General features: G+C 65.3%; 22 protein-coding genes and 1 pseudogene. 14 read left to right on the top strand and 9 right to left on the bottom strand.

All coding sequences use genetic code 11. The annotated features are described in order from the left end of the window. Window positions 1-49: 49 nt before the first annotated feature. The 6 genes and pseudogenes from RS901_RS17055 to RS901_RS17035 form a co-directional block, all read right to left on the bottom strand. Window positions 50-325 (bottom strand): hypothetical protein, encoded by a 276-nt coding sequence (locus RS901_RS17055; RefSeq protein ID WP_316149960.1) that lies wholly within the window; start codon window positions 323-325, stop codon window positions 50-52. A gap of 247 nt (window positions 326-572) precedes the next feature. Next, on the bottom strand, window positions 573-812 hold the full coding sequence (locus RS901_RS17050) for an anion permease (RefSeq protein ID WP_316149958.1): 240 nt from the start codon (window positions 810-812) through the stop codon (window positions 573-575). Next, window positions 803-937, bottom strand: a complete 135-nt coding sequence (locus tag RS901_RS17045) for a hypothetical protein (protein WP_316149957.1) — start codon at window positions 935-937, stop codon at window positions 803-805. Before RS901_RS17045 ends, RS901_RS17050 begins: the two co-directional genes overlap by 10 nt. Window positions 938-1,025: 88 nt before the next feature. Beyond that, complete coding sequence (locus RS901_RS38870; protein WP_410054182.1) at window positions 1,026-1,100, bottom strand: hypothetical protein; 75 nt, start codon at window positions 1,098-1,100, stop codon at window positions 1,026-1,028. Between the two features lie 115 nt (window positions 1,101-1,215). Next, window positions 1,216-1,983 (bottom strand): lactate/malate family dehydrogenase, encoded by a 768-nt coding sequence (locus RS901_RS17040; protein WP_316149956.1) that lies wholly within the window; start codon window positions 1,981-1,983, stop codon window positions 1,216-1,218. A 49-nt stretch (window positions 1,984-2,032) separates the two neighbouring features. Then, window positions 2,033-2,164, bottom strand: a pseudogene (locus RS901_RS17035) (lactate/malate family dehydrogenase); the annotation flags it as partial. Between the two features lie 207 nt (window positions 2,165-2,371). On the opposite strand from RS901_RS17035, the gene RS901_RS17030 reads away from it, so the two are divergent. From RS901_RS17030 to RS901_RS17005, 6 genes are all read left to right on the top strand, one after another. Next, a complete protein-coding gene (locus RS901_RS17030; RefSeq protein WP_316149955.1) occupies window positions 2,372-2,959 on the top strand; it encodes a hypothetical protein in 588 nt (195 codons plus the stop codon). 29 nt (window positions 2,960-2,988) lie between these two features. Then, window positions 2,989-4,008 carry a hypothetical protein gene (locus RS901_RS17025; protein ID WP_410054125.1) on the top strand — a complete coding sequence of 340 codons (1,020 nt, stop codon included), beginning with the start codon at window positions 2,989-2,991 and terminating at the stop codon, window positions 4,006-4,008. 254 nt (window positions 4,009-4,262) lie between these two features. Further along, window positions 4,263-5,558 carry an acetyl-CoA acetyltransferase gene (locus RS901_RS17020; RefSeq protein WP_316149954.1) on the top strand — a complete coding sequence of 432 codons (1,296 nt, stop codon included), beginning with the start codon at window positions 4,263-4,265 and terminating at the stop codon, window positions 5,556-5,558. A 3-nt stretch (window positions 5,559-5,561) separates the two neighbouring features. Continuing rightward, on the top strand, window positions 5,562-5,972 hold the full coding sequence (locus RS901_RS17015; protein WP_316149951.1) for a Zn-ribbon domain-containing OB-fold protein: 411 nt from the start codon (window positions 5,562-5,564) through the stop codon (window positions 5,970-5,972). A 25-nt stretch (window positions 5,973-5,997) separates the two neighbouring features. Continuing rightward, window positions 5,998-6,990 carry a tripartite tricarboxylate transporter substrate binding protein gene (locus tag RS901_RS17010; RefSeq protein WP_316149950.1) on the top strand — a complete coding sequence of 331 codons (993 nt, stop codon included), beginning with the start codon at window positions 5,998-6,000 and terminating at the stop codon, window positions 6,988-6,990. A 129-nt stretch (window positions 6,991-7,119) separates the two neighbouring features. Further along, window positions 7,120-8,235: a CaiB/BaiF CoA-transferase family protein gene (locus RS901_RS17005; RefSeq protein WP_316149949.1), complete on the top strand. Its 1,116-nt coding sequence runs from the start codon at window positions 7,120-7,122 to the stop codon at window positions 8,233-8,235. Between the two features lie 264 nt (window positions 8,236-8,499). Here RS901_RS17005 and RS901_RS38865 read toward each other — a convergent pair whose 3' ends face one another. Continuing rightward, window positions 8,500-8,718 (bottom strand): hypothetical protein, encoded by a 219-nt coding sequence (locus RS901_RS38865; RefSeq protein ID WP_410054181.1) that lies wholly within the window; start codon window positions 8,716-8,718, stop codon window positions 8,500-8,502. Between the two features lie 436 nt (window positions 8,719-9,154). On the opposite strand from RS901_RS38865, the gene RS901_RS17000 reads away from it, so the two are divergent. Together RS901_RS17000 and RS901_RS16995 are read left to right on the top strand one after the other, a co-directional pair. Next, the gene (locus RS901_RS17000; protein ID WP_316149948.1) at window positions 9,155-10,825 is read left to right on the top strand and encodes an MASE1 domain-containing protein; all 1,671 of its coding nucleotides are present in this window, start codon (window positions 9,155-9,157) and stop codon (window positions 10,823-10,825) included. Beyond that, window positions 10,806-11,471, top strand: a complete 666-nt coding sequence (locus RS901_RS16995) for a response regulator transcription factor (RefSeq protein ID WP_316149947.1) — start codon at window positions 10,806-10,808, stop codon at window positions 11,469-11,471. Before RS901_RS17000 ends, RS901_RS16995 begins: the two co-directional genes overlap by 20 nt. Before the next feature lie 47 nt (window positions 11,472-11,518). Here the strand turns inward: RS901_RS16995 and RS901_RS16990 are convergent, their stop codons facing one another. Continuing rightward, the gene (locus tag RS901_RS16990; RefSeq protein WP_114131015.1) at window positions 11,519-12,442 is read right to left on the bottom strand and encodes a LysR family transcriptional regulator; all 924 of its coding nucleotides are present in this window, start codon (window positions 12,440-12,442) and stop codon (window positions 11,519-11,521) included. Between the two features lie 113 nt (window positions 12,443-12,555). On the opposite strand from RS901_RS16990, the gene RS901_RS16985 reads away from it, so the two are divergent. From RS901_RS16985 to RS901_RS16960, 6 genes are all read left to right on the top strand, one after another. Continuing rightward, the gene (locus RS901_RS16985; RefSeq protein WP_316149946.1) at window positions 12,556-13,644 is read left to right on the top strand and encodes a tartrate dehydrogenase; all 1,089 of its coding nucleotides are present in this window, start codon (window positions 12,556-12,558) and stop codon (window positions 13,642-13,644) included. A gap of 149 nt (window positions 13,645-13,793) precedes the next feature. Next, window positions 13,794-15,149 carry a dicarboxylate/amino acid:cation symporter gene (locus RS901_RS16980; protein ID WP_316149945.1) on the top strand — a complete coding sequence of 452 codons (1,356 nt, stop codon included), beginning with the start codon at window positions 13,794-13,796 and terminating at the stop codon, window positions 15,147-15,149. Window positions 15,150-15,200: 51 nt separating this feature from the next. Next, the gene (locus tag RS901_RS16975) at window positions 15,201-16,451 is read left to right on the top strand and encodes a glycerate kinase (RefSeq protein WP_316153561.1); all 1,251 of its coding nucleotides are present in this window, start codon (window positions 15,201-15,203) and stop codon (window positions 16,449-16,451) included. Beyond that, entirely contained in the window at window positions 16,448-17,866 is a 1,419-nt protein-coding gene (gene pyk, locus RS901_RS16970) for a pyruvate kinase (RefSeq protein ID WP_316149944.1), read from the top strand. The genes RS901_RS16975 and pyk overlap by 4 nt, the downstream gene beginning before the upstream one ends. Window positions 17,867-17,876: 10 nt before the next feature. After that, window positions 17,877-19,163 (top strand): phosphopyruvate hydratase, encoded by a 1,287-nt coding sequence (eno, locus tag RS901_RS16965; protein WP_316149943.1) that lies wholly within the window; start codon window positions 17,877-17,879, stop codon window positions 19,161-19,163. Window positions 19,164-19,216: 53 nt separating this feature from the next. Beyond that, window positions 19,217-20,203 carry a tripartite tricarboxylate transporter substrate binding protein gene (locus RS901_RS16960; RefSeq protein WP_316149942.1) on the top strand — a complete coding sequence of 329 codons (987 nt, stop codon included), beginning with the start codon at window positions 19,217-19,219 and terminating at the stop codon, window positions 20,201-20,203. Between the two features lie 25 nt (window positions 20,204-20,228). On the opposite strand, the gene RS901_RS16955 is transcribed toward RS901_RS16960, so the two are convergent. After that, the gene (locus RS901_RS16955) at window positions 20,229-21,092 is read right to left on the bottom strand and encodes a cytochrome c (protein WP_316149941.1); all 864 of its coding nucleotides are present in this window, start codon (window positions 21,090-21,092) and stop codon (window positions 20,229-20,231) included. Window positions 21,093-21,116: the final 24 nt, after the last annotated feature.

Here is a 21,116-nt window from a genome sequence, read left to right as displayed (position 1 = left end):
CGGGTTGTTGGGTCGGCGATCAAGGATGATCGCGAACGCATGCGCGCGGCTATGGCAAATGCTTGCCGGGGAGCGTGGGTGCAGCTCCGCGCGCGCTGACCGGGCGTGCGCTACGCGGGTCGGCGGCTTGCCCTGGCTTTGCCGTATTGAACCTGCGCCCGGCGGGCACGCCGCGATTGCTGTCGGTGCGGTGCGTCGGACCGGCGAACGCGCCGATCCTGACTTCCTCGCCCATCCCCCCGACGACATGCTGCGCCGAGACGGCCCCCGAGGCCGTAGTCAGCATGGCCATTGCCATCAGCGGGTACGCGTGGATCTTTTTCATAAGTGCCTGTTTTTCGTGTGGTGGGCCCGGGCGGGCAAGGTTCAGGCAGCGGAGGGTAATTCAACCGGATGTCCGTGTATGTAAGCTATTGTTAGCGACGCCGGCAGTCGGGTAGGGGTGCGTGATTGGCGCGAGATTTTCCAACAATCACGGAATGGATAAAAGTGCTTCATGGCGCGCACTTGATGCCGTCCGGAGCCAGCTCTCCGATCAGGGGGCTGGCTCATTTTCCTGCCCCGGTGCGGTGTCAGACGTGCCCGAGGAACTGCCACCAAAGCGGGCCGATCACCAGCCAGACGAACCTGTAGATAAGGCTCATCAGAAAGCCAGCCTTGCGCCATTCCCCCTGGGTGACGTAGCCCGCGCCGAACATGGCCGGTCCGGAGCCGATGCCATATTGGGTCAGGCAACCGTTGACATTGCTCAGGACGCCGAGGGCGACCGCCGCGGTGAATGGAGGGATGCCGGCCGCGACCATCAGCGCCATGCTGCGGTAATGACGTTCGCGTGGAAGGCACAGAGGATCAGATAGCTTCCCACCTTGCCGCGGGATGCCGGGTCATCGGCATGGCTGTAAAGGACTTCCGCGATCGCCTTGGTAATCGGCAGCAATCACCCCGCCGGCGCGGGCGGTGATGCTTGGCATGGCGGGCGAGATCATGAGTTCGGTCAGTGCCAGCTCATAACCAAGTCCCACGGTTCACTTGCCCAGCAGCCGCATGAACAGCAGTGCAATGCGGCGCCCCAGCCCGGTCTTGATCACGCCTCGGGAAATGAAGAAGGCGAGCCTTTGCCGACGTCACCAAATCCACGGGCACGGACCTGGTCTGGCTGGTGATGCGCCTCCTGGCGGCGGCGTGGTTCGGTACTCTGGAGCGTGCGCAATGTCCCTACCGGTCCAGCAGCACGCTGTCGGTTGCCTCCTTGACGATGCGCGCGCTGCGCCGCAGGCTCTCGCGTTCGGTGGGGTTGAGTTCCGGGTAAGCCAGCAACTGCGCTCCGCCGCCATTGACCACCATCGGCAGCGACACGCACACCTCTGGCACGCCTTCGACTTCGGGATGCACGATGCCAACCGTGAGAATGAGGTCGGCGTTATGCACGATGGCCTGGCAGATTCGCCCGATCGCACTGGCGATGCCATAGTGGGTAGCGCCCTTGCCTTCCTTGATGAGCTTGGCCGCCTCGTGCACGGAGCGCAGGACCAGGTCGCGGCTGGCTGGCCCCAGCTCCTTGCCGGTCCTGGACAGGAAGGTTTCGAGCGGCATGCCGGAGACCGTTGCACCGGACCATGCGATGACCGCGGATTCGCCGTGTTCGCCGACAACGTAGGCGTGAATCCCCGGCGCCACGACGCCCAGCCGCTCGGACAGAAGCGATCGCAGCCGTCCGGTGTCGAGAGAGGTGCCGGTGCTGATGACGCGCTCCCGCGCGCAGCGCAGGCGGTCAAAAACGACGCCGGCCAACACATCGCAGGGGTTGGTCGCGATGACGTAGATGGCATCCGGCGCCAGTGGCGCAATGCGATCCACGATTTCCGCCGCGATGGCCGCATTGGTCTTGGCCAGCTCCAGGCGGGTCTGCCCCGGCTTCACGCCGACGCCGGCGGTGATGACGACGACGTCCGCGTCGAGGCGCGTTCTCGTAGTCGCCCGCATAGAAACCATTGTTTCCCCAGAATGCGGCGGAGTGGGCGAGGTCCAGCGCCTGCCCTTCGGCCCGGATTCGGGCAATATCGATGATGACCACCTCCGCGCTCGGGATGGCCACGGCCGCAAACAGGGCCGCCGAGCCGCCAACCAGTCCTGCGCCGACCACGACGATCTTGGGTTGATGCATTGGCATGCCTCCCACGTGCCTGGGTAGTCGAATACCTGAACCAGGGCCCAGTCCGTGAACGCCAACGCAAATGTGGAGTGAGGGGCGCGGGGCAGGCGAATAACCGTCCGTATGCTATGGTTTATAGACCTCTCAGGTAGAAGCGCCGGCGTCGTGCCGGCGCCGCCGAACGACGGCATGCCACCAGACGGGGCTCGAGGAGACGTCATGCATCCCAGCAAGCTAATCGTGGCGGCGATACTTGCCGCGGCAACTCTTCCGGTGCTGGCACAGCCCGAGACTCGCGTGGACACGGTGTCGGGCGTGGGGGCTACCAAGACCACCGGCACGGTCAAGGCCACTGCCACGGTGGTGGCCATCGATGCCGCCACGCGCACCATTTCGCTCGAGAACAAGCAGGGCAAGGTCACGGACGTACAGGTCGGCGAGGACGTGCGCAACTTCGAGCAGCTCCGCGTGGGCGACATGGTCACCGTCGAGTACACGCAGGCGCTGTCAGTGACCCTCGCCAGGCAGAGTGGCATGCGCTCCAGCATCGAACGCGAGACCGCCGACCGGGCCGCTCCTGGTGCCAAGCCCGGCGGCATGGTCGGGCGCGAGGTGACGGTCACTGCCGATGTGGTAGCCGTCAACGCCAAGACCGGCATGGTGACGCTCAAGGGGCCAAGAGGCAAGACGGTGGACGTGCATGTCGAGGACCCGAAGCAACTGAAGGCGGTTCGACGCGGTGACCAGGTGCAGGCCGTCTACACCGAGGCCCTTGCCATTTCTGTCACGCCCAAGCATGCCCGCTGAGTAAGGCGGCGCCGGGTGGGAGCATGCCGATGGGTTTTCTGGGGTGGTTGCGCCGGCGCAATGCGCAAGTCCACGCGCACGACAGGCAAGAGATTGCCGAGCTGACCGAGCGCGTGACCCGGATCTATCCGCGCTTGCGGCTGGTGTCACGCTACCAGCAGCGGCTTCGGCCTGCGCTCGAGCAAGCGCAGGACTACGTGCGCGAACTCGCCCAGGGTCTTCCCGCGCCGCGGGAGGCCAGCATGCAGGCATGGGGTGATGATCCCTATATTCACGCCTTCTTCGGCACGCCGCGTGACGTGCAGCTGGCCTTCAGCCGCTCTCCTGAACTGCGAGCGTTCTTCGAACAGTCGCCCGACACGCCGCAGGCGTTTGCGGTGCTGGGGATGGCGATGACCGAGCGGCGCACGCTCGGGGTTGCGCTGGAAGGGAATGTCATGCGCACGGAAGTGCCGCAAACCACCGTCAGTTTCGGCGATCACAAGGTCAGGATCATCGCTCGCAGCGAGACAGCGCTGCGCGAGGAAATTGTCCGGCGCATGTTCGATCAGTTCAGCATGGAGGGTCTGGCACGCTTCGCTGCCGGCAAGTCGCGCCGCGACGTGCTCGCGCGCGAGCAGGCGCTGCTGGTGGCGCGCCTGCGCCTGCTCCAGCAGCAAGGCACCGGCATGCGTTCGGTGCTCGGCGGCGATGCCGACGCAAGTCCCGGCGAGCAGGCCGGCCTGAGCGAACAGATTGCCGCGAACGAGCAGGAACTTGCGCAGCTCGGCCCCGAAACCGGGGCGCTTGACCTTCAGCTGGAATGCCTGGCCGAGGTCCTGGCGGACGCACGCTCCTGCTTTTCCATCGAGCAAAGACATTTGCGGCTTAGTGCCATGAACGTGCTGCTCGCGGCGGACAGCGCGGGGCCGGCATACGACATCGACCTGCTCACTGCCCACGTCCCGGGCGATCCGCCGCTGGTGCGATCCGTCGCACTGGTGCGTTTCGCGCGTGGCGACATGCTGTCGCCCACCGCCCTGATCGAGGAGGCGGAGCGCCTGCTGTGAAAGCGAGGCTGGTTCTCTTGCGGAGGCCCGGACCCTTCAGGCCCCAGGGAACGCACCTGCGCTGCAGTCGCTCTGCGTGGGCTATGCGGACGACGCCACCGCAATCCTCCTGATGGCTCCCCCGCAGACCGCAGCCCTATAATGCTTCGTTCCCAATGCAAAGCGCTGCTGGGGTGATCAGGCCGGCGCAACCCACACATGTCTTCGCATCATCCAGAGCCGATTGCCGGTACCAAGCTGGTGCCCCCGCGCCGGTGGCCGAGGAGGATAATGAACCCGCGCGCTTCTTCGACTGCCTGCTCGCCAGCATTGCGCTGGTCGACGCCGATATCGCGGCCAAAGCCGCCGATCTGACCGGGGACGGCAGCGACGCTTCCCGGGTAGAGCATTGGGTGGTGACGCTGATCGAGGCGATTGCCAGCCAGCCGCGCGACCTGGCCCTGATGCTTGACGACGTCCACCATATCGAGGACGGCCGCATCTGGCAGGCGCTGCAATGGCTGCTTGACTACGCGCCGCCGCAGCTGCGCGATGTGGATGCCGTCTTCGCGCATACCGATGACCGGTTTGCCACCGTGCAGCTGGCCGAATACCTCGGTATCCAGCCAAGGTACGTCGACTCCAGCAACGTCGGTGGCATGTCCAACCTGATGCACATCCGCCATGCGATTGCGGCCATTGCCGCCGGCATGTGTTCGGTGGCGCTGGTGACCTATGGCAGTACGCAATTGTCCGACGGCTCGCGCAAGAGTGGCGCCGTCGCCGCGGATACGCCGGACTCGCCGCGTGGCCAGTTCATCGCACCTTATGGCCAACTCAGCCCGATCGGCTACTACGCAATGGTTGCCCAGTTGCACATGCATCGCTACGGCACCACGTCCAGGGATCTCGCTGAGGTGGCAGTGGCGGCGCGTCGCTGGGCGCAGCTGAACCCGAAGGCGTACCGGCGCGAGGAAACCAGCATCGAGGAGGTCATGGCGTCGCCCGTGATCGCATCGCCGCTGCGTACGCGTGACTGCTGCCTTGTCACGGATGGCGGTGGCGCACTGGTCATCACCTCCGCCGATCGTGCCCGAGACCTGAAGTCGAAGCCGGTCTATGTGATGGGCGCAGCCGAGACCTTCTCGCACCACTACACCCCGTTCAGCACGGCCGACTGGCTGGATACGCGCGTAGCCGAGACCGCGGACGAAGCGTTCCGCGTGGCCGGTGTCACCCGCGAAGACATCGACGTGGTGCAGATCTATGACCACTTCACCATTGGTGTCATCCAGTCGCTGGAGGAGCTGGGCTTTTGCCAGCGAGGCGAGGGCGGCGCCTTCGTCGCCGATGGTGCCCTGGGCCCGGGCGGCCGCTTCCCCATCAACACCTCCGGCGGCGGCCTTTCCTACGGCCACCCTGGCATGTTTGGCATGTTCGTGCTGATCGAGGCCGTGCGCCAGTTGCGCGGGGAGTGCGGCGAGCGGCAATTGCCCGATGCAGAACTGGCGCTGTGCCATGCGCCCGGACTGGTCTTCTCCTGCAACACCACCATGATCCTCGGAGTCTGAAGCATGAGCGAAGCACAACGTCCCCTGCCGCGTCCCACCGAGATCACCGAAGGCTACTGGCATGCGGCGGCGCAGGGCCGGCTGGTGGTGCAGGGCTGCCGCGCCTGTGGTCACCGCCAGTTCTATCCGCGCACGCTGTGCCTTGCGTGCGAATCGGACCAGGTCGACTGGACCGAGGTCTGCGGCTTTGGTTCGATCTATACCTTCACGATCAACCATCGCGCACTCCATGCCTTCATGAAGGCGCGGCTGCCGTACGCCGTTGCCATCGTTGAACTTGACGAAGGGGTGCGCATGATGGCGAACATCCTCAACGCGTCGCCCGAGGCCATCGCTATCGGCAAGCGCGTGCGAGTGGTGTTCGAGAAGGCGAGTGACGACGTGAGCCTGCCGCAGTTCGAGATGATCGACTGACCCAATCCTGCCCCAGGGAGAGCCTATGCCCATCATCACTTCGCCGCGGCGGCGTGCTGCCCTGGCCGCGCTGGCGTGCATCGCCGCACTGCCGGACTTGTCGCACGCCGCGGACGATTCTGCCTATCCGCAAAAGCCCATCCGGCTGGTCGTGCCATTCCCGGCCGGAGGCGGATCCGACACCGTGGCCCGCTTGCTCGGCCGCGAGCTGACGGCGATGTGGGGCCAGCCGGTGGTGGTCGAGAACAAGCCCGGCGCCAGCGGCACCATTGGCACAGGGGCGGTCGCGAAGACTGCGCCGGACGGCTATACGCTGCTGTTGGGCGCCACGCCGCTGGTGCAGCTGCAAGGCGTCTACAAGTCACTGCCCTATGACACCTTCCGTGACTTCGCACCGCTGGCACGCCTGGCGCTCTCCTCGGACGTATTCGCCGCACCGGTATCCACTCGCGCTGGCAGCGTGAGTGAGCTGTTGTCCGCGGCCAGGGCCACGCCTGGCAAGATCAGCTACGGCTCCTACGGCAACGGCACTTCCTCCCACATGCATGGGGAGTTGCTGCGGATGCAGGGGGACGTCGACCTGACCCACGTGGCCTACAAGGGCGGCACGCCACTGATCCAGGACTTGCTGGGTGGGCAGGTGAGTTCCGGGTTTGTGGATGTGGCCAGCGGCAAGGCCGCGCTCAGCTCCCCGAAGATCAAGGTACTGGCCGTCACGGGCGAGCGCCGGCTGGCGCTGCTGCCGGAGGTGCCGACCTTTACCGAACTGGGCTACCGCGATTTCGAGCCAAACGGCTGGTATGGCCTGTTCGTGCCGGCGGCCACGCCGAAGGCGGTGAAGGACAAGCTTTCCGCGGCGGTGCTGGCAATCCTGGCCAAGCCGGTCATGCAAACGGCGATTCGTGAGCAAGGGCTGGAACCGGGAACGCTGGGACCAGATGCATTCCTGAAGCTGATGCGGCGCGATGCCGAGATCTGGGGACGGATCGCGGCCAACGCGCGCATCACGCTTGACTGATCGGTGTCGCCAGCCGGGGCTGCCCCCCTCCCTGTTTCGGGGAGGCCGGGCCTGGCCGGACGGCTGATAGCCTCCGAAGCTCCAACGTACTGTACGGAAGACTTTCATGCTGAATCAGGGGGATCGTTCATGCTTTCCGGTGTAAAAGTTGTCGAGATTTGCGGAATCGGTCCAGGCCCGTTCTGCGCCATGCACCTCGCCGATCTCGGCGCCGATGTGATCGCGGTGGAACGCGCGGCACCGGCCAACGGGGCAGCGCCGTCCACGGAAGGCTACGTGCTGAACCGGGGCAAGCGCTCTGTGGTTGCCGACCTGAAAACGGCCGAAGGGCGTGAGCTGGTGCTGTCATTGATCCAGGATGCCGACGCGCTGATCGAAGGCATGCGCCCCGGCGTCATGGAGCGCCTGGGGCTGGGCCCGGATGTCTGCCTGCAACGCAATCCCCGCCTGGTCTACGGGCGCATGACAGGGTGGGGGCAGAGCGGCCCGATGGCGCAGGCCGCGGGGCATGACAACAACTACATCTCGCTTTCCGGAGCGCTGTATTACCACGGCACGCCGGCAGAGCCGCCATCGTCGGCCATTACCGTGGTGGGCGACGTTGGCGGTGGCGCGCTTTACCTGGCGGTGGGGCTGCTGTCAGGCATCCTCAGCGCCCGCGCCACCGGAAAGGGAACCGTGGTGGATGCATCCATCGTGGATGGCTCGGCCAATATGCTGCAGCTGTTGCTGTCCACGCGCCGCAAGGGCTTCATCACCGGCGAGCGCGGCAACAACATCCACGATGCCTCTCATTTCTATTCGACCTACCGTTGCGCGGACGGGAAGTTTGTCACGCTCGGCTCGATCGAGCCGCAGTTCTACGCGCTGCTGCTGGAAAAGCTGGGTCTGACCGAGGATCCGCGTTTCGCCCGGCAATGGGACCGCGAGCGTTGGCCGGAGCTGCATCAGCACTTTGAAGAACTCTTTGCCACCAGGACTCGCGCGCAATGGTGCGCACTGCTGGAAAACACTGACGTGTGTTTCGGCCCGGTGCTGAGCCCCGAAGAAGCCGCCGGGCATCCGCACCTTGTCGCGCGGGGCGTCTACTTCGAAGCGGAGGGCCATCTGCAGGCTGCGCCCGCGCCGCGTTTTGATGGCAAGGCCATGGCGGCGGGCGCGATTCCACGGCGCGGCCAGCACACTGGCGAGATTATGGCCATACTGAAATCCGGCCAGCCCGGCGCATTCTGGACAACTGACTGAGGGTTGATGCGCGCGGCGAGGGTCGGATCCCGCCGCAGCGATTGAGCTCCGGCCATCGGTCGGATTTTTTTTTGCTGTCGGCTGCTCAGCCCCGTCGGCAATGACGCTGCGCTCCCTGCAAATAAAATCCCCCGAGGCTGTGACTCGGGGGAGCTGCTGGTTTGTGGCCGAGGAGGCTGAGAGCCGGCCACGTATTTCTTTCAGGGGACCTTTTTCTGTAGTTCCTTACATGCTGTCGCCAACGAGTCGATCGCGGTTGATGATTCACGAGCCATCGGTGAACGAGTCGCGTCTATCCGTGACTTTCGCCCCATCTGAATAGACGTCAAACTTTGTGGTCTTCCCCCCATCGGTATATGGGTCTCGCGGCCCCATCGTGCTGGCGCCGTCAGTGTAGACATCCCGCGCCCCGATGCCGGCATAGGCAACTCCGGCACTAAGCGCCGCACTCGCCGCAGCGAGCAATATGATTGTCTTTACCATTTTTCTTACCTCCATTTCAGGTCGTTGCAAAAACACCGAAACGATTCTTCTTTCGCTTCAGCTTGCAGGTCGCAACTTCGCACAAGTGCAATGAAATGTAGGCCCTGACAGCAAGCATATGAATAAGGCTTTTTTCCGAAAAGAGGCTAGGGGATTGCCCTAGCCGGTGGGCAGGGCAGACTCACCCTGCATTACTGCACGGTGGCGATCGAATCCGTCCGGCAACGCTTACCGCGCGGGGGAGTTCTGAAGTAGATTCATAGTAGTGTTGCGGCACCATGGTTTTGCAGCACTTCGCCTGGCATCGATTCGGTGCAGGCTCGTGATTTGCCGCAGGTGCATGGAACATTCACTTTCGCAAGAGTGTCGTCATTCCGTTTAACGATAGAAATGACTGGATGTGACAGTGTCTGTTCCCGAGGGTTTGAAGCGAACAATGTTTATTATCCCGCGCAACTTAAGGCTCAGACTTTTCGTTCATACCGGATTTGTCGCTTTGGCGTATTACGCAAGTGCAAAGCTGGGACTGGCTTATGCGGTAGTGGGCGGTGCAGTGTCTCTGGTGTGGCCTTCCAGCGGCGTGGCCCTGGTTGCGCTCCTTGTCATGGGCTTCGCGGCTGCCCCCGGAATTGCCATTGGCTCCTTTCTTGCCAATATGTCGGTCGGCGTGCCACTGCCAATGGCCGCGCTGATTGGCGTCGGCGCGACGGCTGCGGCCTTGACGGCCACATTATTGTTGACACGCGTGGCCCGATTCCAGATCACCCTCGACCGCATCAGGGACGTGTTGGCCTTCATCATCCTGGCTGCGGCGGCCAGCACGGCAGTGAGTGCCATGATTGGCGCGACCGCCCTCCTTGGCGCAGGCCGGGTGTCGGCTTCCGAGTACGGCAAGGCAGTCCTGGAATGGTGGCTCGGTGACATGATGGGGGTGCTGGTGGTGGCGCCGCCCCTGCTCAGCTTGATTGCGAGTTCCAGCCCTGTGCACTCCGCAAAGCAGGCCGTGGAAGCGTGCGGACTGGCCGCTGCCATCCTCTGGGCGAGTTACCTCATCTTCGGCGCTCCCGAACTTGCCGGGCACGGCTACTATCCTTCAGCCCTGGCGATTCTTCCGTTCATTATCTGGGCGGCTCTGCGCTTCGATCACCTGGGTACCACCTTCGCAACCCTGATGGTCTCAATCGTGGCCATCTGGGGCACCACGAACGGCACCGGTCCCTTTGCCGCCGAGTCTCCAGTGGATAGCCTGGTGAGATGGTGCGCCTTCGCAAATGTGGTGGCAGTAACCGGGCTGCTGCTGGTGGCGGCGCATGCCCAGGAGAAGCGCGTCCATAGCCTGATGCAGGCATCCCACATCGAACTGGAGCGGCGCGTGCAAGAGCGAACCCGGGACCTGGAGCGAGCAAACCATGAGCTGAAGCAGGAGATGGCGCGTCGTCGTCTGCTGGAAGCGGAACTGATCCGGATCGGCGATCAGCAGCAGAGGCTTATCGGCCGGGAACTGCATGACGGCCTCGGGCAGCACCTCACCAGCCTGGGCTTCTACTGCTCCACCTTGAATCAAACACTGCAGAAGCATGGCCACCCGGCTGCCGCGGACGCGGCTACCATCGTCGGACTGGTGAAGCAGGCGTCCTTGATGACTCGCAAGATTGCCCATGGCCTGGACCCGGTCGCCATGGAATCTGGTGGCCTTGCGGTGGCACTGCAAGGCCTGGCGCAGACGACCTGCGCGCTGGACGGCATAGACTGCACGTTGCGCATCGGATCCGACGTGGACTTGCTGGATCCGCCGATGCAGATCAACCTTTACCGTGCGGCACAGGAAGCCGTGAATAACGCGCTGAAATATAGCGGGGGACACCACATCGGGATCGACCTGGCGCGCGAAGGCGGGATGCAGCGGCTTTCCATCAGTGACGACGGGGTGGGGGTCGACCCAAAAAATATGGAGCGTGCCTCGGGGCTGGGGCTTCACAATCTGCGTCACCGGGCGAGCCTCCTGGGCGGCTCCTGTACGATCACCCGCAATGCTCTGGGTGGCACCACGGTTGCCATCAGTTATCCGATACCCGAGAGTCCGGGCCATGCAACAGAAGCCATCTAGCCCGGGCCGAGCAACCCGGATCCTGATCGTGGATGACCACCCCATCATCCGGGAGGGGTTAAGCCAGATGCTGAATCTGCATGAGGACCTGCGCGTCTGCTGTGCGACCGGCAGTGCCGAAGATGCGCTGGCGTTGATGACCTGCCAGCCTGACATGGCCATTGTGGATCTCAGTCTGCACTCGAACTCCGGCCTGGATCTTGTCAAGACGCTCCGGCAACACTATCCAAAGCTGGCAATCCTTGTCCTCAGCATGCATGACGAAACACTGTTTGCCGAACGCGCACTGCGGGCAGGTGCCAACGGGTATCTGATGAAGCTCGAGGCCACGGAGCATATTGTGAATGCCATCCGCGAGGTGCTGGCAGGCAATGTCTACCTGAGTGCCGCCATGCATGAAAAGCTGGCGCGGGCCCTGACGGCACCTCAAAGAATCCCGGCGGGCTCGATCGCGAGCCTGTCGGAACGGGAGTTCGAAGTCCTGCACCTGATCGGACTCGGCTTCAGTACCCGCCAGATCGCCGAGAAACTGAATCGCAGCGTCAAGACCATCGAGGCACATCAGGCCAACATCAAGGAAAAGCTGGACATTCCTAACGGCAAGGAGCTGATGCGCTTCGCAATTCAGTGGATCGAGAGCCAATAGGCGTTGCGTTTCTTTCGCCTGCGTGAACGCCCGACTGCTTGCCGCCGCTACTTCCCAAACTCACTGAACTTGGCCGCCAGGAACTCCACGAACAGCCGGATCCTGGACGACAGCTGGTGCCGCTGCTGGTAGACGGCATAGATGTCCGCCTCCGGCGTCGCGTATTGCGGCAGTACCTGCACCAGGCGGCCACTGCGCAGGAACCGCTCGATATCCCACTCGGCGCGCATCAGGATGCCGTGGCCTTCCAGCGCCCAGTTGACCGCGATCTCGCCGTCATTGGTGGTGAGGTTGCCGCGCACATGGACCGATTCGGTCCGCGCCTTTGCCCCTTTGCCGGCGGTCAGGCGCCACACGCCATAGGCGTCGCTGCCTTGGCGGATCCCGATGCAGTTGTGTTGGCGCAAGTCGGAGGGCGTGTGCGGGGTGCCGTGGCTGCGCAGGTACTTGGGCGAGGCGCACAGCAGGCGCCGGTTCGGCGCCAGCTTCCTGGCCACGATGCGGGCGTCGGGCGGCTGGCCGAAGCGGACGCAGACATCGAAGGCATCTTCGGTCAGCGGCGGCGGGTCGGCGGACAGCTGGAGCTGGACATCGACCTCAGGGTAGGTGGCGACATACTCGGAAATCACCGGCGCCACATGCATGCGCCCGAACCCCAGTGTGGCATTGACCCGCAGCAGGCCGCTCGGCCGGCCCTTTGAGCGGGTCAGGATCTGGTCCAGGTCGTCGATGTCGCTGAGGATGCGCCGGGCGTGCTCCAGATAGACCTCGCCCTCGGGCGTCAGGCTCATGCGCCGCGTGGTGCGCGTCACCAGCGGCATGCCGATGCGCGCCTCCATCTGCGCCAGCCGCTTGCTGACCGCAGCCGTTGTGATTCCGAGGTCGCGTGCGGCCGCGCTCAGGCTGCCTGCGGTGGCGACAGAGGTGAAAAAGCCCAGCTCGGAAGGCTGAATACCGGACGATGACGCCATTCCATCTTTAATTTCAGGTTAAGAATGGTTTAACTCTACAAGCGATCCAATACCTTGTCCACGGCCCAGAATCCGCTCCACGCACTCAACGCGATTCAGACCAGGAGACACAGATGAAGACGTACCGCATTGCAACGATCCCCGGCGATGGCATTGGCAAGGAGGTGGTGCCGGCCGGCCGTGAAGTGATGGAGGCCCTGGCGTCTGCCGGCGCAGACTTCCGCTTTGAATTCGAAGACTTCGACTGGGGCGGCGACTACTATCGCCAGCACGGCGTGATGATGCCCGCCGACGGCCTGGACGCGCTGCGCGACAAGGACGCCATCCTGTTCGGCTCGGCCGGCGACCCGCATATCCCGGATCACATCACCCTGTGGGGCCTGCGCCTGAAGATCTGCCAGGGTTTCGACCAGTACGCCAACGTGCGCCCGACGCGCATCCTGCCCGGCATTGACGCGCCGCTCAAGCGCTGTGCCGCGGAGGACCTGAACTGGGTGATCGTGCGCGAAAACTCCGAAGGCGAGTATTCGGGCGTGGGCGGCCGCGTGCACCAGGGCCACCCGATCGAAGCGGCCACCGACGTGAGCATGATGACCCGCGTTGGCGTGGAACGCATCCTGCGCTTTGCCTTCAAGCTGGCGCAGTCGCGCCCCCGCAAGCAACTGACCGTGATCACCAAGTCCAACGCGCAGCGCCACGCCATGGTGATGTGGGACGAGGTGGCCGTGCAGGTGGCCAAGGAATTCCCGGACGTCACCTGGGACAAGGAACTGGTCGATGCCGCCACCGCGCGCATGGTGAACCGTCCGGCCTCGCTGGACACCATCGTCGCCACCAACCTGCATGCCGACATCCTGAGCGACCTGGCAGCGGCACTTGCCGGCAGCCTGGGCATTGCTCCGACCGGCAATATCGATCCGGAGCGCCGGTATCCGTCGATGTTCGAGCCGATCCACGGCTCGGCCTTCGACATCATGGGCAAGGGCCTGGCCAACCCGGTCGGCACCTTCTGGTCGGTGGTCATGCTGCTGGAACACCTCGGCGAGAACGAGGCGGCGCAGCGCGTGATGCAGGCCGTCGAAGCCGTGACCGCCAACCCGGCGCTGCATACCGGCGACCTGGGCGGCAAGGCGACCACCGCTCAAGTGACCAAAGCCGTGTGCGACCTCCTCGCCGCCGGCAAGCAGGCGAAGGCGGCCTGAGCGCCAGGCCACGCCAGCCGCGCGTCCCGGCCACGGCCGGGGCGCATCCTGCGGGCCTGCACGGCCCGTACAGCCTTCCGGGCATGAAGAGCAGCCGCTGAGAGCTGCGCCGGGAGCGCTTTGCCTTAAAGACACAGCAGGAGACAGCAATGATTCATAGGCTGCTTGGCAAGCTCTATGTCCAGGTATTGCTAGGCGTTGGCGCCGGCGTTGCCCTGGGCGTGTGGGCGCCCGATACCGCGAGTGACCTGAAGCCGCTTGGCGACGTGTTCATCAAGCTGATCAAGATGGTGTTCGCGCCCATCATCTTTGCGACGGTGGTGCTCGGCATCGCGCGCATGGAGAACATGAAGGAGCTCGGCCGCGTCGGCGTGCGGGCCCTGATCTACTTTGAGGTGTTGTCGACGTTTGCGCTGGCCCTGGGCCTGCTCGTCGTCAACGTGGTCCAGCCAGGCCATGGCATGAATATCGATCCGGCGCACCTGGACACCAAGGCCATCGCCAGCTACACGCATGCCGCGGAGAAACCGCACACGTTCATCGACTTCATGATGAACCTGGTGCCGACCAGCATCGTCGACGCGCTGGCCAAGAACGACATCCTGCAGATCCTGGTCTTTGCCACGTTGTTCGGCATTGCGTTGTCGCATATCGGGGCGCGCGCCAAGCCGGTGGTGGATTTCCTGGACTCCTTTACGCACGGCATCTTCACTGTCGTGGGGATGATCATGCGGCTGGCGCCGATCGCGGCGTTCGGCGCGATGGCCTTTACCGTGGGCAAATACGGCCTGGGCTCGGTGGTCTCGCTGGGCAAGCTGATGGGCACGATGTACATCACCTGCTTCCTGTTCGTGGTGATCGTGCTGGGGGGCGTGGCCCGGCTGTCCGGATTCAGCCTGTGGAAGTTCCTGAAGTACATCCGCGATGAGCTGTTCACCGTGCTCGGCACCAGCTCGTCGGAGTCGGTGGTGCCGCAGCTGATGCGCAAGCTGGAGAACGCCGGCGTCAGCAAGCCAGTGGTGGGGCTGGTGGTGCCTTCCGGCCTGACCTTCAACCCGGACGGGCAGTGCATCTACTACACCATGGCTGCGATCTTCGTGGCCCAGGCGACCAATACGCCGCTGACCATGACGGACCAGCTGGTGGTGCTTGGCGTGCTGCTGCTGACCTCCAAGGGATCGGCGGGCGTAACCGGCTCCGGCTTTATCACGCTGGCGGCAACGCTGGCGTCGCTGGGCAAGATCCCGGTTGCCGGCATGGTGCTGCTGCTCGGTGTCGACCGCTTCATGTCCGAGGCGCGCGCCATCACCAACACGATCGGCAATGCCGTGGGCACGCTGGCCATTGCACGATGGGTTGGGGCGGTGGACCGCCGGCAACTGGCCGATGCACTGGACGGCAAGCTCGAAGACGAAGCCGATGCGGTGCCGCCGAGCCAGGGCAAAACCCCGGTACGCGCGCGCATCGCCGCCACGGCGGATGCCCACGCCAATCTGATGCACTAAGGGGCCGACGTGACCAAGCCATATTCCGAGCCCACCGTGCTGCTGCAGCGCATGTTCGAAGCGGCGGTCGCCGCCGCGCAGCCTGCCAGGACCCTGGCGCGGCACCTGCCGCCGCCGCCGCGCGGACGCACCATCGTCATTGGTGCCGGCAAAGCGTCGGCGGCCATGGCGAACGCGCTGGAGGCGGCATGGCCCGGGCCGCTTGAAGGCCTGGTCGTCACCCGCTACGGCTATGCGGTGCCGTGTTCGCGCATCGAGATCGTGGAGGCCGCGCACCCCGTGCCGGACGATGCCGGGCTGGCCGCTTCGCAGCGCATGCTGGAGCTGGTGGCGGGCCTGGGCGAGGACGACCTGGTGATCTGCCTGGTCTCGGGCGGCGGGTCGTCGCTGCTGCCACTGCCGCTTGCCGGCATCACGCTTGACGACAAGCAACGCGTCAATCGCGCGCTGCTCAAGTCCGGCGCCACGATTTCGGAGATGAATTGCGTGCGCCGGCACCTGTCCGCCATCAAGGGCGGCCGGCTGGCCGCGGCCTGCTATCCGGCGCGGGTGCTGAACCTGCTGATTTCCGATGTGCCGGGCGATGACCCGATCGATATCGCCTCGGGTCCGACCGTGCCTGACCCGACCACGCGCGCCGATGCACTGGCCATCGTCAAACGGTATGCGATCGACCTGCCGCCCAACGTGATGGCAGTGCTGGCGTCCGACGCAGCAGAGACGCTCAAGCCCGGCGACCCGCGCTTGCCGCGCATCCGCACCGAGTTCATTGCCACGCCCCGGCTGGCGCTGGAAGCGGCTGCGCAGGTGGGCCGCGAGGCCGGCTATGCCGTGCACATGCTGGGCGACGCCATCGAAGGCGAAGCCCGCGATGTCGGCAAGGTCCTGGGCGGCATCGCGCTGGAAGCCGCCAGGCATGGCCAGCCGTTTGCCACGCCGTGCGTGCTGCTGTCAGGCGGCGAGACCACGGTCACTGTGCGGGGCGCGGGCAGGGGCGGCAGGAACGTGGAGTTCCTGCTGTCGTTGGCGCTGACGCTGCGCGGCGAGCCCGGCATCCATGCGATCGCGGGCGACACCGACGGCGTCGACGGCCAGGAAGAAATAGCCGGTGCCGTGATCGGCCCCGACACGCTGGAACGTGCCTGGCGCGCCGGCCTGTGCCCGCAGGATGCGCTGGCGGCCAACGATGGCCATGGATTTTTCGAGGCGCTGGGGGATGCCGTAGTTACCGGTCCCACGCTGACCAATGTCAACGACTTTCGCGCGATCTTGCTGACGCGCGCATCTGGAGCATCCGCATGAGACGCCTTCGCAACGCCAAGATCGTGGCCACGCTCGGTCCCGCCAGTACAGACCCGGCCACCATCGAGCGCCTGTTTGAAGCCGGTGCCGATGTGTTCCGGCTCAACTTCAGCCACGGCACCCATGCCGACCACCAGCAGCGGCTGCACAGCATCCGCGCCATCGAGCAGGAGCGCGGCCGCCCCATCGGCGTGCTGCTGGACCTGCAAGGACCCAAGCTGCGCATCGGCACCTTTGCCGATGGTCGGGTGAAACTGGCCGCACAGGCGGCATTCCGGCTGGACCTGGATGCCAGCGTGCCGGGCTCGGTGGAGCGGGTCAGCCTGCCGCATCCGGAGATCTTCGCCGCGCTGCAGCCGGGCGCGGAACTGCTGGTCGACGATGGGCGCGTGCGCCTGCGCGTGGAGCGGTGCGGGCCGGAGTACGCCGAAACCACCGTGATCAACGGCGGCACGCTGTCCGACCGCAAGGGCGTCAACGTGCCGGGCGTGGTGCTGCCCCTGTCGGCGATGACCGGGAAGGACCGGTGCGACCTGGACTTTGGCCTGTCGCTGGGCGTGGACTGGATTGCGCTGTCGTTCGTGCAGCGCGCCGAGGATATCGAAGAGATCAGGCAGATCGTGGACGGCCGCGCCGGCATTATCGCCAAGCTGGAGAAGCCCGCAGCCATCCAGAGCCTGGAAGCGATCGTGGCGGCGTCGGATGCGGTCATGGTCGCACGCGGCGACCTGGGCGTTGAAATGCCGGCGGAACAGGTGCCGTCGCTGCAGAAGCGCATCGTGCGCGCCTGCCGCAATGCCGGCAAGCCGGTGATCGTTGCCACCCAGATGCTGGAGTCGATGGTCAGCGCGCCGGTGCCGACGCGCGCGGAGGCCTCCGATGTGGCGACCGCCATCTACGACGGCGCCGACGCCGTGATGCTGTCCGCCGAATCGGCCTCGGGCAGCTATCCGGTCGAAGCTGTGCAGATGATGGACAGCATCATCACGCGCACCGAAGCGGATCCGTACTACCACGAAGCCATCCAGGCCTCGCATTCGGAGCCGCGCGCGGAAGCCGCCGACGCCATTGGCTATGCCGTCCGGCACGTGGCGAACCTGCTGCGCGTGCCTGCCGCGGTCACCTACACCAGCTCAGGCTACTCCGCGCTGCGCATGGCGCGCGAACGGCCCGAAGTGCCGATCCTGGGCATGACGCCGCGCGTGGCCACCGCGCGCCGGCTGGCGCTGGCCTGGGGCGTGCATGCGGTGCTCTGTCATGAAGTGGTCGATGTGCTGGAGATGACCGAGCTGGCCAGCCGCACCGTGCTGAAGGAGCAGTTCGGCGTGGCCGGGCAGCAGATCGTCATCTCGGCCGGCCTGCCGTTCACCGTGGCCGGCACCACCAACCTGCTGCGTATCGCGCAGGTCCAGTAAGGGGATCCACATGACTGCAATCAGGGAAGTCCGCGGCTACGAGCTGCTCGATTCCCGGGGCAACCCGACGGTGGCGGCCCAGGTGGTGCTGGCCGATGGCGCGGAGGGCTTCGCTGCCGCGCCGTCCGGTGCATCCACGGGATCGCGTGAAGCGCTGGAACTGCGGGACGGCGACAAGCGACGCTATTTCGGCAAGGGGGTGCAGAAGGCGGTGCAGCACGTCAACGTCGATATCGCGCGAGCGCTCAACGGCCTGGACGCCGCGGACCAGGCCGAGGTGGATGCCTGCCTGATCCGCCTCGATGGCACGCCAGAGAAGTCGCGCCTTGGCGCCAACGCGCTGCTGGCCGTTTCGCTGGCCAGCGCCAAGGCGGCGGCGGCTTCGGCCGGGGTGCCGCTGTACCGGTCGGTTGGCGCCGGCAGGACAGAGACCCGCCTGCCGCTGCCGATGATGAATATCGTCAACGGTGGTGCGCATGCCGACAACAGCGTCGACATGCAGGAGTTCATGATCCTGCCGGTTGGCGCGCCAAGCTTCTCCGAGGCATTGCGCTGGGGCGTGGAAGTGTTCCATACGCTCAAGGGCGTGCTGAAGGCGCGCGGCTTAGCCACGGCGGTGGGCGATGAAGGCGGATTCGCGCCGGACCTGGCGTCGAACGAGCAAGCGCTTGAGGTCATCATGCAGGCCATCGAAGCCGCCGGCTTCCGACCCGGCCGTGACATTGCACTGGGCCTGGACGTAGCCAGCTCCGAGTTCTATGACGGCGGCCGCTATGCCTTGCAGTCGGAAGGCCGCAGCTATGACGCGCACGGCTTTGTCGACCTGCTGGACAGCTGGGTGCGCCAGTACCCCATCGTCACCATCGAGGACGGCATGGCGGAGCAGGACTGGCAAGGGTGGCGCCTGCTGACCGAGCGCCTGGGCGGGCGCGTGCAGCTGGTGGGCGACGACCTGTTCGTGACCAATGCCGCGATCCTCGAGGAAGGCATCGCGCAAGGCGTGGCCAACGCCATTCTGATCAAGCCGAACCAGATCGGCACGCTGACCGAGACCCTGCAGGCCATCACGGTGGCGGAGCGGGCCGGCTACGCATCGGTGATGTCGCACCGCTCCGGCGAGACGGAAGACACCACCATCGCCGACCTGAGCGTATGCACCGCGGCCACGCAGATCAAGACCGGCTCGCTGAGCCGCTCCGACCGCGTGGCCAAGTACAACCGGCTGCTGTTTATCGAGGCCGAGCTGGGGTGCGCGGCGACCTTTGCGGGGAGGCAGGCAATTTCGCAGGTGAATTAGAGCGTCAGCCCGCCGAAGCTGGCGGGAAACATAGAATATTCAGGAGACAAATCATGCGTGGTACTGAACTCGTACGTCGTATTTCCGGTGTGGCCATGCTGGCAGCCGGCTTTATCCTCAGCGGCACGTGCCTGGCACAGGAATGGCCGGCCAAGCCGATCACCCTGGTGGTGCCGTTCCCGTCCGGCGGGACTACCGACGTGCTGGCCCGCGCGCTGGGCGACCAGTTGTCGAAAAGCCTGGGCCAGCCCGTGATCGTCGAGAACCGGCCCGGCGCCGGCGCCACCGTGGGCGCGGACTACGTCGCCAAGGGCAAGCCAGACGGCTACACCCTGCTGATGGGCGCGGTCCACCATACGATTGCCAGCAGCGTCTACAAAAAGCTGCCCTACAGCTTCCAGAAGGACCTGGCGCCCATCGCCACGGTCGCCATGGTTCCCAACGTGCTGGTCATCAATGCTGCGAAGACGCCGGCGAAGAACGTCAGTGAACTGGTGGCCCTGGCGAAGAAGGCATCGCCGGAGTTTGCCTATGGCTCCAATGGCAACGGCACCGCGCAGCACCTGATCGGCACCCAGTTCCAGGCCGCGACGGGTGCGCCGCTGCTGCACGTACCTTACAAGGGCAGTGGCCCGCTGACGACCGATCTGCTCGGCGGACAGGTGACGATGTCGTTCGATACCCTGACGCCGGTGCTGCAGCACATCAAGTCGGGCAAGCTGCGCGCCCTTGCGGTGACCACCGCGCGGCGCTCCAGTGTCCTGCCTGATGTGCCGACGCTGGAAGAGGCGGGGCTGAAGGGCTTTGATATCGGCACCTGGTTCGGCGTGCTGGCGCCGGCCGCCACGCCGGCGCCCATCGTGACGCGGCTGAACGCCGAGATCGTCAAGATCGTGAAATCGCCGGACTTCCAGCAGCGCATGGCGGCGGTTGGGGCCGAGCCGATGGCGAGCACCCCGCAGGAGTTTGCCAGGCGGATCCAGGACGAGACGGTCAAGTTCGCCAAGCTGGTGAAGGACGGGAAGGTGACGATCGAGTAGTCGGCAGCGTCCGCCGGCAAGGCAGTCAGGACCCGCCGCCAGGCGCGGCTGCCTTGCGCCCGGCCATATGGCGCAGGTACGCCAGCAGATCCTTCAGGTCCGCGTTGGATAGCGTCTGTTCGTCGATGGCCGACATGCGCGAGTTCGGCCACCAGCGCAATGACTGCGGGTCACGGATCAGCCTGGTGAGCTTGTCGTCGCCCAGGTACTCCACCGGGTTGTATGGCACGTTCAGGTCGGGGCCGAGGTTGGCATCGCCGACCCGGTTGAGGGAGTGGCACGAGAAGCAGACGCGCTGGAAGGTCACGAAGCCGCGCATGACCGGTCCATCGGCAGGCTGGCCAGCGGCGGGCCGGATGGCTGCATAGCGCTCGGCGGGCGACGCGGTGATGTCGATGCGCACGATGCTGTAGGTCCAGTGACTCTCGTTGATCGCTGCGGCGGTGCGGCCGGATGGCACGGTCCAGATCAGGCGGAACGGGCCGATGTCCTGGCCCTTTAGCGTTGGCCACGGCGCGGCAGGATTCTCGACCGCCAGCCACGCGCGTGGCCCGTCGGCGCGCTCGGCCAGCAACAGTCGCATCGGCAAGTGGGCAACATAGCCATCGCTGGCCGCGGTCGTGGCACTGGCGCTGTCGTTCACCGGCATGCCCCGCAGCAGGGCCGTCAGAGGGATGGCCTTGAATGTGAGGCGGCGCTTCAGGTTGTCGTCATCCACCGTCACCTCGGCCAGGCGCGGATCGCGCAGCAGTTCGTCGCGGGTCCAGCTGCGCTGCTGCGTGCCTGCCGAAATGGTCAGGGTCGCCGGGTCCGCGGCGCACGCCGGACCTGCCAGGAACGCCAGGGCGCAGCCCAGCGCGCCAACGGCCTTTGCCAGCCAGCTACTCATGCGTCATTCTCCTGGGTGAATTGG

Source organism: Cupriavidus sp. BIC8F (assembly GCF_032465815.1).
In the GTDB taxonomy this organism is placed as follows: Bacteria; Pseudomonadota; Gammaproteobacteria; order Burkholderiales; family Burkholderiaceae; genus Cupriavidus; species Cupriavidus necator.
Note: the sequence above shows the minus strand (reverse complement) of the source record. Positions and strands in the feature narration are given on the sequence as shown.

Excerpts from the sequence above, each read along its gene's own strand:
- RS901_RS17055 (WP_316149960.1), bottom strand. The coding sequence starts at position 325 with ATGAAAAAGATCCACGCGTACCCGCTGATGGCAATGGCCATGCTGACT.
- RS901_RS17050 (WP_316149958.1), bottom strand. The coding sequence starts at position 812 with ATGGCGCTGATGGTCGCGGCCGGCATCCCTCCATTCACCGCGGCGGTC.
- RS901_RS17040 (WP_316149956.1), bottom strand. The coding sequence starts at position 1,983 with ATGCGGGCGACTACGAGAACGCGCCTCGACGCGGACGTCGTCGTCATC.
- RS901_RS17030 (WP_316149955.1), top strand. The coding sequence starts at position 2,372 with ATGCATCCCAGCAAGCTAATCGTGGCGGCGATACTTGCCGCGGCAACT.
- RS901_RS17025 (WP_410054125.1), top strand. The coding sequence starts at position 2,989 with ATGGGTTTTCTGGGGTGGTTGCGCCGGCGCAATGCGCAAGTCCACGCG.
- RS901_RS17015 (WP_316149951.1), top strand. The coding sequence starts at position 5,562 with ATGAGCGAAGCACAACGTCCCCTGCCGCGTCCCACCGAGATCACCGAA.
- RS901_RS17010 (WP_316149950.1), top strand. The coding sequence starts at position 5,998 with ATGCCCATCATCACTTCGCCGCGGCGGCGTGCTGCCCTGGCCGCGCTG.
- RS901_RS17005 (WP_316149949.1), top strand. The coding sequence starts at position 7,120 with ATGCTTTCCGGTGTAAAAGTTGTCGAGATTTGCGGAATCGGTCCAGGC.
- RS901_RS38865 (WP_410054181.1), bottom strand. The coding sequence starts at position 8,718 with ATGGTAAAGACAATCATATTGCTCGCTGCGGCGAGTGCGGCGCTTAGT.
- RS901_RS17000 (WP_316149948.1), top strand. The coding sequence starts at position 9,155 with ATGTTTATTATCCCGCGCAACTTAAGGCTCAGACTTTTCGTTCATACC.
- RS901_RS16995 (WP_316149947.1), top strand. The coding sequence starts at position 10,806 with ATGCAACAGAAGCCATCTAGCCCGGGCCGAGCAACCCGGATCCTGATC.
- RS901_RS16990 (WP_114131015.1), bottom strand. The coding sequence starts at position 12,442 with ATGGCGTCATCGTCCGGTATTCAGCCTTCCGAGCTGGGCTTTTTCACC.
- RS901_RS16985 (WP_316149946.1), top strand. The coding sequence starts at position 12,556 with ATGAAGACGTACCGCATTGCAACGATCCCCGGCGATGGCATTGGCAAG.
- RS901_RS16980 (WP_316149945.1), top strand. The coding sequence starts at position 13,794 with ATGATTCATAGGCTGCTTGGCAAGCTCTATGTCCAGGTATTGCTAGGC.
- RS901_RS16975 (WP_316153561.1), top strand. The coding sequence starts at position 15,201 with ATGTTCGAAGCGGCGGTCGCCGCCGCGCAGCCTGCCAGGACCCTGGCG.
- pyk (WP_316149944.1), top strand. The coding sequence starts at position 16,448 with ATGAGACGCCTTCGCAACGCCAAGATCGTGGCCACGCTCGGTCCCGCC.
- eno (WP_316149943.1), top strand. The coding sequence starts at position 17,877 with ATGACTGCAATCAGGGAAGTCCGCGGCTACGAGCTGCTCGATTCCCGG.
- RS901_RS16960 (WP_316149942.1), top strand. The coding sequence starts at position 19,217 with ATGCGTGGTACTGAACTCGTACGTCGTATTTCCGGTGTGGCCATGCTG.
- RS901_RS16955 (WP_316149941.1), bottom strand. The coding sequence starts at position 21,092 with ATGAGTAGCTGGCTGGCAAAGGCCGTTGGCGCGCTGGGCTGCGCCCTG.